7 protein-coding genes are annotated in these 9,115 nt (G+C 71.9%); 5 read left to right on the top strand and 2 right to left on the bottom strand.

Annotated elements, in window-relative coordinates; translation table 11 throughout:
• A partial coding sequence (locus ACWGIG_RS33335; protein WP_453325429.1) for a serine/threonine-protein kinase occupies positions 1–2,307 on the bottom strand: 2,307 nt, incomplete at its 3' end.
• A 378-nt stretch (positions 2,308–2,685) separates the two neighbouring features.
• On the opposite strand from ACWGIG_RS33335, the gene ACWGIG_RS33330 reads away from it, so the two are divergent.
• The 5 genes from ACWGIG_RS33330 (at position 2,686) to proC (ending at position 7,489) form a co-directional block, all read left to right on the top strand.
• Positions 2,686–3,207: a hypothetical protein gene (locus ACWGIG_RS33330; protein WP_453325428.1), complete on the top strand. Its 522-nt coding sequence runs from the start codon at positions 2,686–2,688 to the stop codon at positions 3,205–3,207.
• 100 nt (positions 3,208–3,307) lie between these two features.
• A complete protein-coding gene (locus ACWGIG_RS33325; protein WP_453325427.1) occupies positions 3,308–4,225 on the top strand; it encodes a class I SAM-dependent methyltransferase in 918 nt (305 codons plus the stop codon).
• 687 nt (positions 4,226–4,912) lie between these two features.
• Positions 4,913–5,725 carry an ABC transporter ATP-binding protein gene (locus ACWGIG_RS33320; protein ID WP_453325426.1) on the top strand — a complete coding sequence of 271 codons (813 nt, stop codon included), beginning with the start codon at positions 4,913–4,915 and terminating at the stop codon, positions 5,723–5,725.
• Between the two features lie 31 nt (positions 5,726–5,756).
• Positions 5,757–6,536, top strand: coding sequence for an ABC transporter permease (locus tag ACWGIG_RS33315; RefSeq protein WP_453325425.1), 780 nt, complete (start codon positions 5,757–5,759; stop codon positions 6,534–6,536).
• 95 nt (positions 6,537–6,631) lie between these two features.
• Positions 6,632–7,489: a pyrroline-5-carboxylate reductase gene (gene proC, locus ACWGIG_RS33310; protein WP_453325424.1), complete on the top strand. Its 858-nt coding sequence runs from the start codon at positions 6,632–6,634 to the stop codon at positions 7,487–7,489.
• A 59-nt stretch (positions 7,490–7,548) separates the two neighbouring features.
• Here proC and trpS read toward each other — a convergent pair whose 3' ends face one another.
• The gene (gene trpS / locus ACWGIG_RS33305; protein WP_453325423.1) at positions 7,549–8,547 is read right to left on the bottom strand and encodes a tryptophan--tRNA ligase; all 999 of its coding nucleotides are present in this window, start codon (positions 8,545–8,547) and stop codon (positions 7,549–7,551) included.
• Between the last annotated feature and the right edge of the window lie 568 nt (positions 8,548–9,115).

Raw genomic sequence — 9,115 nt, 5'->3', positions numbered from 1 at the left:
GTCCCGGCCCGCTTCCCCGCCCCCCGGCCGCAGCGCCGGATCCGCCGGGTCGAAGGAGAAGACCTCACCGCTCGTACCGGTGACGACCAGCGATCCGCCCGCGAGCAGGACCGTCGTGTCGTGGTACGCGGCGGGCGGAGTGCTCCGGTGCGCCGAGCGCCACATCTCCTTGCCCGTACGGGAGTTGAGCGCGAGCACCCGCCCGCTGAGGCTCGGCAGGAACAGGGTGGCGCCCTCGCGGTCGGTCTCCGGGACGCCCAGCCCCCGCACCCCCGCCTCCTTCCGCCAGCGGAGGCCGCCGCCCCGGGCGTCGTACGCGGAGACCGTGCCCCAGTGGTGCACGAAGTAGACGGCGCCGTGGAGCAGGACCGGACGCCCCTTCGGCGTGCCCGCCAGGGCGAGGGTGCGCGGGGCGCGGGTGCCGGTGGGGTCGACCAGGAGGAGCGAGGAGAAGCTCCCCTCGTGGTTGGCGTGCGGGGCGGCGTCGCCGAACCGCTCCCACTTGGCGAAGACCAGCAGCCCCTTGTCCATCCCGAGGAGTTCGTGGTCCCGGCCCCGGGTCACCAGGCCGGCCGGCCTGCCGTCGCCGCTCGCGTAACGGACGTAACTCCGGGGCGCGGCGCCGTCGTCGGGGCTCGTGCAGGACCCGTACAACTGCCCTTCGACGACGAACGGGGAGCAGGCCTGCCCGGCCGGGTTCCGGGTGGTCCAGCGGGTGGCGCCGGTGGCGGTGTCGCGGGCGACGACGCTGCGCTGGGCGGCGTCGGGGACGACGACGAGTCCGCCGAGGACGGCGGGCGGTGCGTAGCCGCCGGCGGGCCGGTGCCAGAGGCGGTGGCCGTCCCGGGTGTCGAGGGCGGTGAGCCGCCGGGCCGAGTCCGACACGGTCTCGACGACGAAGACCACCGCGCCCTTGGCGGCGGCCTCGGAAGGGGAGGAGTCGTTGACCTCCTGGGTGCCGGGGGCGGTCGGCGGCTCCGGCGCGCGCCACACGGTGGAACCCGTGGCGGCATCCAGCCGCACGGCCCTGAGGTGGGGTCCGCCGCAGTGCACGGCGGCTCCGGACACGGTGCAGCGAGCCCCCTCGAAGGGCCCCCACGCGTTGGCGGCGGTGGGCAGCGCGGTCTGCCAGGAACGCCGCCCGGACGGCGGCTTCTCGCCGTCCGCACTGCTCGTGCCGGAGGGCCCCGAGGCCGACCCGCCGGGGGAGTGGAGGACCAGCGCGAGCCCCCCGACCCCGAGCGCGATCAGAAGCACGGCGGCGGAGCCGATACGAACGCGACGCGAGAGCCGGAACCGGACGCGGGGTGCGCGGGGCGGCGGCGTGGGATGGTCGCCGCCGGGGACCCCACGGCGAACGACGACGGTGTGGGTATCGGCACCGGGATCGGCACCAGTATCCGCACCGGACTCCGCACCAGCCCTCGCCCCAGCCCCCGCCCCAGCCCCCGCCCCAGCCCCAGCCCCCACCCCCGCATCTGCGCCCTCCACGGGGGCGGTTGCGGGCGTCCACCTCCGCAACAGCATGGCCAGCTCATCCGTGTCCGGCCGGTCCTGTGGATCCTTGACCAGGCAGTACTCCAGGATCCCGCGCAGCGGCTCGCGCACGCCGTCGAGCACGGGCTGCTCGTGGACCACCTGATACGCCGTCATGTAGGGGCTGTCCGCGTCGAACGGGCCGCGCCCCACGGCCGCGTACACCAGCAGTGTGGCGAGCGAGAAGACGTCGGATGCGGGGCCGATGGTGCGGGGGCTGTTGAGCTGTTCGGGCGACATGAACGGCGGAGTGCCCATCACGTGCCCGGTGACGGTCAGCGTACGGTTGCCGACGGCCCGCGAGACGCCGAAGTCGATGACACGGGGCCCGTCGTGGGCCATGAGTACGTTGGCGGGCTTGAGATCGCGATGTACGACGCCGACGCGATGGATGTCCCGCAACGCCTCGACGAGCCCGAGAGCCAGCAGCCTCAACTCCCCCTCCGCCAGCGGCCCCTGCTCGTCCAGTCGCTCGGCAAGGGTCGGCCCCGGTACGTACTGGGTCGCCATCCACGGCCGTACGGCATCGGGATCGGCATCCAGGACGGCCGCGGTGAAAGCCCCGCTCACCCTCCTCGCGGCGGCGATCTCCTGCCGGAAACGGGTCCGGAAGTCGGGATCGGCGGAGTACTGCTCGTGGATCACCTTGACGGCGACCTCGCGGCCGGACGGGGACCGGCCGAGAAAAACGGTGCCCATGCCACCGGTACCGAGCCGGCCGAGGAGCCGGTAGTCCCCGATGAACTGGGGATCGTCCGCCGCGAGCGACACGGCTCAGCTCCCTTCGACTCCCTCACCGGGAGAAGTGCGTGGTCCCCTCACCCTAGAACGCACGAGCCCCCCAAGCCCCCAAAACCGGAATGCCCCACCCCCAACGGTGCCCTCAACTTTCCCCCTGAGCACCCATGTTCCGCTCCGGCACGTCCTGCCCCCACAGACTCCACACCCAAACGTCCCCTCCCACGAGCCGGCACCAACTCCCCCCCCTCCACCGCCCCCCTCCACCGCCCCAGCCACCGACAACCCCCTACTCACCCACGCCGCCTCCCCGGGAAGAAGGACGAACACAACGGCCCCCTCACCACACCCAGCCCCACCCCCGGACTCTCACCCGCGCCCCCTCCACCCACCCCGGGGATAATCGACCCCGTGAGCGAGAACCCCCAGAACTCCGACGCCGACGCCCCCACCACCCCGGCCGGCCCCCAGCCCGAGCCCCTCCGCTTCTTCGGTACGACCTGGCTGCACCACGACAACGGCTACGCCCTGCGCCGCGCAGGCGCATCGATCGGCTCGATCGCCGCAGCGGTCGCCGGCTGCCTCCTCCTCCGCTTCGCCTACCAGGGCCTCCAGATCGCGGACGTCGGCGGCATCGTCGGCATGCTCGTCGTGGTGATGTTCGCGATCTGCAGCGCCATCGCGTTCCGCAAGACCTGGGAGGGCTTCTCGGCCCGCCCCGCGGACCCGGCCCGCGAGCAGTCCCTCCGCAGCCTGAAGACCATCGGCTTCGTCGGCTCGCTCCTCGCGTACTTCTTCCGCTCCCTGACCGAAGCCCCCGGCGAGAAGCTGCACCGTACGGAGTACGAGACGGCCCTCACGCAGTACGAACGCCGCCGAGGCTCCCGTACGGGCAACCCTGCCGCCCGCAAGAAGAAGCCCAAGCGCAAGTAACGCGAGAGCCCCACCCGCCACGCCCCCGGAGCCCGCGGCCCCGCCCCGTCGGCCGCCCCAAGCCCTCCCCACAGATCACCCCGAAGGCCAGGATGGCCTCATGGCCACAACCCCCCACCCTTCCGAACCCCAAGCAGACGCCGAACCAGAGCAAGGACCCGACGCCCACCCCAACGCCCGCTCCCACCCCCACCCCACCGCCCCCGCCCACCCTGACGCCCGCGCCCATTTCAAGTCCCGCGCCCACTCCTTCAACGCCGCAGCGGCCAGCTACGCCGCCCACCGCCCCACGTACCCCCCCGCCCTCCTGGACGCCGTCGAGGAACTGGCCGGCCGCCCCCTCTCCGGCGCCCGCGTGGCCGACATCGGCGCCGGCACCGGCATCGGAACCGCCGTGCTCGTCGCCCGCGGCGCCCGCCCGATCGCCGTCGAACCGGGCGACGGCATGGCCGCCGAGTTCCGCCGCGCCCTCCCCGACGTCCCGCTCGTCCGTGGCGACGGCAACCATCTCCCCCTCGCCACCGCCTCCGCCGACTTCATTACGTACGCCCAGGCCTGGCACTGGACCGACGCCGCGCTCTCCGCCCCGGAAGCGATGCGCGTCCTGCGCCCCGGCGGCGCGCTCGCCCTCTGGTGGAACGTCCTGGACGACACCACGCAGTGGGTCGCCGACCAGGACACCCGCCTCCGCACCTTCTTCGCCGACACCAAACCGAGCACTCCCACCCGGCTGAGCACAACCACCCCAATGAGCGCCCACGGCAACATGAAGAACCGCATCAGCCACAACACCGGCGGCCTGAACTTCCTGACCAGAGAGGTCCCCTGGAGCCGCCGCATCTCCGTCGACGACCACCTGGCGAACCTCAGAACCCACTCGGCGTTCCTGATCCACGACCCGGAATCCACCGACCGCTTCCTGGCCCAGGAGCGCACCGAACTCTTCAGAACCTTCCCGTCAGGCCGGATCGAAGAGCCGTACGTGGTCGAACTCCACGTAGCCCGCGCCCCCCACTGAGCACCACCCACATCAGAAGCACGAAACAACCCCCGAACCCACCCCCACCCCTGAACCCACCCCGGCCCCGCCACGAGCCTCCGGCTCCGGCACGGGCCCCGGCTCCCGCACGAGCCCTCGGCACCAGCTCCCACCCCCGGCTCCGGCACGAGGCCCCGGCTCCGGCACGAGCCCTCGGCCCCGGCACGAGCCCTCGGCACCAGCTCCCCCCCCCCCCGGCCAGCACCACCACCGGAAGCACCCCGAGTACGCCGGGCAGCAGCGCGACGAACACCACCAGCCACCAGCCACACCCCCGGGCAGCACCCGCAACACCCGCAACACCTCGGCCCCGCCCCCGCCCGCACATTGACCGCACTGTGCCCGGCACCAGCCGCCACCGGCCGCGCCCGAGCCCCCCCGCTCGCACCCCGCACACCGCCCCCTGCTCGGACACCGCACTCCGCCTCCCCCCGCCCGCACACCGCCCCCGCCCCCCCCGCCCCCGCGTTCCCGGTCGTAATCGGTACGAGGTCCTCCGTACAGCCGCCCCCCTACCGCCGCACTGAACAGCGACCCCTCCCACACCCCCGCCCGCCCCTCGGCACACCCCCCCGCCCGCCCCCTCGGCACACCCCTCCAGTCCTTGACGCCGCCCCGCCACGAGCGCACAATTCATCAAGTGATGAATAAACCCTGGAGCCCACCATGATCACCCCCCACCCCCCAACAAACCCCCACCCCGCAAACACCGCCGCCGCCCGGGACGCCACCACCCCGTCCGCCCCACCACCCCCCGCCCTCTCCGCCGACTCCCTCACCGTCACCCGCGGCCCCCGCCCCGTCCTCCACGACCTGACCTTCGCCATCCCGGCGGCCCGGATCACCGGCCTCCTGGGCCCTTCCGGCTGCGGCAAATCCACCCTGCTGCGCGCTGTAGTGGGCACGCAGGCCAAGGTCACCGGCACTCTCACCGTCCTGGGCCTGCCCGCAGGGCACGCAACCCTCCGCTCCCGCATCGGATACGTCACCCAATCCCCGTCCGTCTACGACGACTTGACGGTCCACCAGAACCTCGCGTACTTCGCCGCGATCCTCACCCCCGGCCGAGCCGCCGCCGACCGCCGCCACGAGTCCGTCACCCGCGCCCTCGCCGACGTCGACCTCACCACCCACGCCGACGCCCTCACGGGCAACCTCTCCGGCGGCCAACGCAGCCGCGTCTCACTCGCCGTGGCGCTCCTCGGCACCCCGGAACTGCTCGTCCTCGACGAGCCGACGGTCGGCCTGGACCCGGTCCTGCGCCGCGACCTCTGGGACCTCTTCCACGCCCTCGCCGCCCACCGCGGCACCACCCTCCTGATCTCCTCCCACGTCATGGACGAGGCCGAACGCTGCGACCGCCTCCTCCTCATGCGTGAAGGCCGGATCCTCGCGCAGGACACCCCGGCCGCCCTCCGCGCCCGTACCCACACCGACACGGTCGAGGAAGCCTTCCTCCACCTGGTCAACACCGCATAACCCCACCCCACCCCACCCCGAAGGGGCCCCCATGTCCCCCCACCGCACCCTCACCACCGCAGCCCGCGTACTGCGCCAACTGCGCCACGACCCCCGCGCGACGGCCCTGATGCTCCTGGTCCCGGCAGTGATGATCACGCTCCTCCGCTTCGTCTTCGACACACCGGCCCCACCGGGCCAGGGAAGCGGCGGGGGAGCGGGCGGAGGAACAGGCCCCTTCGACGCCGTGGGAGCCTCACTCCTCGGCATCTTCCCCCTGGTCACCATGTTCCTGGTGACCTCCATCGCCACCCTCCGCGAACGCACCGGCGGAACCCTCGAACGCCTCCTCGCCATGCCCCTCGGCAAGACCGAACTGATCGGCGGCTACGCGCTCGCCTTCTCCCTGCTGGCGCTGATCCAGGCCGCTCTCACCACCGCACTCGCGGTCTGGCTACTGGGCCTGGACGTCGTGGGCTCCCCCTGGCTGCTCCTCCTGGTGGCCCTCCTGGACGCCCTCCTCGGCACGGCCCTCGGCCTCTTCGTCTCGGCCTTCGCGGCCTCGGAGTTCCAGGCGGTCCAGTTCATGCCGGTGGTGATCTTCCCGCAGCTGCTCCTCTGCGGCCTGTTCACCCCGCGCGCCTCCATGCAGCCCGTCCTGGAGGCGATCTCCACGGTCCTCCCCATGTCGTACGCGGTGGACGCGATGAACGAGATCCGCACCCACACCGAGATCACGGCCGCTTTCGTCCGCTCCACCTCGATCGTCGCCGCAGTGGCCCTCCTGGTCCTCTGCCTCGGCGCCGCCACCCTCCGCCGCCGCACCCCCTGACCCCCTCCCACCCCTCGGACACCCCGCCATCCCCACCCGTCCCGGTGCAAGGATGTGCACGTACCCGAGCTCCACCTCCCCGGAGGGTGTCCCGCATGACCCAGCAGACAGCCGCAACGCACACCGCCACACCCGACGCTCCCGCCCCGAAGACCGTCGCGGTCCTCGGCACCGGAAAGATCGGCGAAGCCCTCCTCAGCGGGATGATCCGCGGCGGTCGCCGCCCGGCGGACCTCCTGGTCACCGCCCGCCGCAGCGAACGCGCCGACGAGCTCTGCACCCGCTACGGCGTCGAGTCCGTCTCCAACGCCGAAGCCGCCAAGCGCGCCGACACCCTCATCCTCACCGTGAAGCCCCAGGACATGGGCAAGCTCCTGGACGAGCTCGCCCCGCACGTCCCTGCCGACCGCCTGGTCATCAGCGGCGCCGCCGGCATCCCCACCTCCTTCTTCGAGGAACGTCTCGCCACCGGCACCCCCGTGGTCCGCGTCATGACGAACACTCCCGCGCTCGTCGACGAGGCCATGTCCGTCATCTCGGCAGGCAGTCACGCGACGGCCGCCCACCTCGCCCACGCCGAGGAGATCTTCGGCGGCGTCGGCAAGACCCTCCGGGTCCCCGAGTCCCAGCAGGACGCGGCCACCGCCCTCTCCGGTTCGGGCCCGGCGTACTTCTACTTCCTCGTCGAGGCCATGACCGACGCGGGGATTCTCCTCGGCCTGCCCCGCGCCCAGGCCCACGACCTGATCGTCCAGGCCGCCATCGGCGCCGCGGTCATGCTCCGCGACAGCGGCGAGCACCCCGTGAAGCTCCGCGAAGCCGTCACCTCCCCGGCCGGCACCACCATCAGCGCCATCCGCGAGCTGGAGAACCACGGGGTGCGCGCCGCCCTCATCGCCGCCCTGGAAGCCGCCCGCGACCGCAGCCGCGAACTGGCCACCGGCAACGGCTGACCCTCACCCGGACACCCCCGGCAACCTGCCACCCCGGCCACCGCGGACCTCCCCGCACCTCATCCCGCAGGCAACAACCCGATGGCCCGGTACGCCGCATCCACGGTGGGCCGGGCCATCGCCCGTGCCTGCTCCGCCCCCTTCCTCAGTACCTCGTCCACATATCCGCCGTCCGCCGCCAGCTCCGCGTGCCGCTCACGCACCGGCCGCAGCACCTCCTCCACCGCCTCCGCCGTGTCCTTCTTGAGCGCTCCGTACGACTGGTATTCGCCGGCCAGCCCTTCCGGGTTCCCACCCGTACAGGCCGCCAGCACATCGAGCAGATTCGCAGCCCCGGGCCGCCCCTCCCGGTCGTACTCCACCCCGGCCCCGCTGTCGGTCACCGCCCGCATGACCTTCTTCCGTACGACATCGGGCTCGTCCAGCAGGAAGACGACCCCGCCCCCACTCGCACTCGTCTTCCCCATCTTGGAAGTCGGGTCCTGAAGGTCCATGACCCGCGCCGCAACCTCCGGTTTGGTCGCCCTGGGCACCACGAAGGTCTGCCCGTACCGCTGGTTGAACCGCATCGCCAGGTCCCGCGTCAGCTCGACGTGCTGCGTCTGGTCGTCCCCCACCGGCACCTCGTCCGCCCCGTGGGCGAGGATGTCCGCCGCCATCAGCACCGGATACGTCAGCAGCGACAGCCGCACGCTCTCCCCGGCCGCCTGCGCCTTCGCACTCTTCTCCTTGTACTGGATCATCCGCCGCACCTCCCCGTCCGAGGCCGTGCACTCCAGTACGTACGACAGCCGCGCATGCTCGTCGACATGGCTCTGCACGAACAAGGTGCACACCGCCGGATCGAGCCCTGTTGCCAGCAGGAGCGTCGCGGCCTGCCGGCTGAGCCGCAGCAGGCGCGCCGGCTCGTGTTCCACGGTCAGCGCGTGCAGGTCCACCACACAGAACAGTGCCTCGCCCCGGTGCTGATCCACCTCGGCCCACCGCCGCACTGCGCCGAGGTAGTTCCCCAAGGTCATGTGCCCGGTCGGCTGAATCCCGCTGAAGATCCGCGTCATCTCTCTTCTCCTCCTGGTCGAGGCCGCCACCACCGGCGACCGACCTCCCGGAGGGAGATACGCAAACGGCCGCCGAAGCGGCGGCCGTGGGTGCATACGTGTGCGTGGCCGCCGTCAGGCGGCCCACCAGCAGAGGGTGCACGTACGCGTAGTCATGCGGCCCACCGTAGCCCCCCACCCCGGGGTTGACACACGATTAACGGATACGTAATGTTCTCCGAGCTGTCCGACTGTGAGTACTGACCCCGGTCGGTCCCCGGACAGTCATTCCGCACCAACCACTTGAGCAGGCGACACTCCGTCGCACTGTCTCGACGTGTGCTTTTGCGAAATGAGGAATCCGCGTTCGAGAGGACGCACCCCGATTGGCATCGGGGCCCAGGAATCCGCTAATATCTCACTCGTCGGAACGGCCCAACGGCCGCAAAGACAAACCCCGCTGACTGGGAATCAGGCCCGAAAGGATCTGATAGAGTCGGAACCGCCGGAAAGGGAAAACGCGAAAGCGAAGAACCTGGAAAGCGCCGAGGAAATCGGAACGGAAACGGTCTGATAGAGTCGGAAACGC

The sequence above is a fragment of the Streptomyces sp. NPDC054863 genome (assembly GCF_053610825.1).
The sequence above is the reverse complement of the archived record's forward strand: the minus strand, read 5'-3'. Positions and strand labels throughout refer to the sequence as shown.

Bases quoted from the DNA above. Each gene is read 5' to 3' on its own strand.
- ACWGIG_RS33325 (WP_453325427.1), top strand. From the start codon at position 3,308: ATGGCCACAACCCCCCACCCTTCCGAACCCCAAGCAGACGCCGAACCA.
- proC (WP_453325424.1), top strand. From the start codon at position 6,632: ATGACCCAGCAGACAGCCGCAACGCACACCGCCACACCCGACGCTCCC.
- ACWGIG_RS33320 (WP_453325426.1), top strand. From the start codon at position 4,913: ATGATCACCCCCCACCCCCCAACAAACCCCCACCCCGCAAACACCGCC.
- ACWGIG_RS33315 (WP_453325425.1), top strand. From the start codon at position 5,757: ATGTCCCCCCACCGCACCCTCACCACCGCAGCCCGCGTACTGCGCCAA.
- trpS (WP_453325423.1), bottom strand. From the start codon at position 8,547: ATGACGCGGATCTTCAGCGGGATTCAGCCGACCGGGCACATGACCTTG.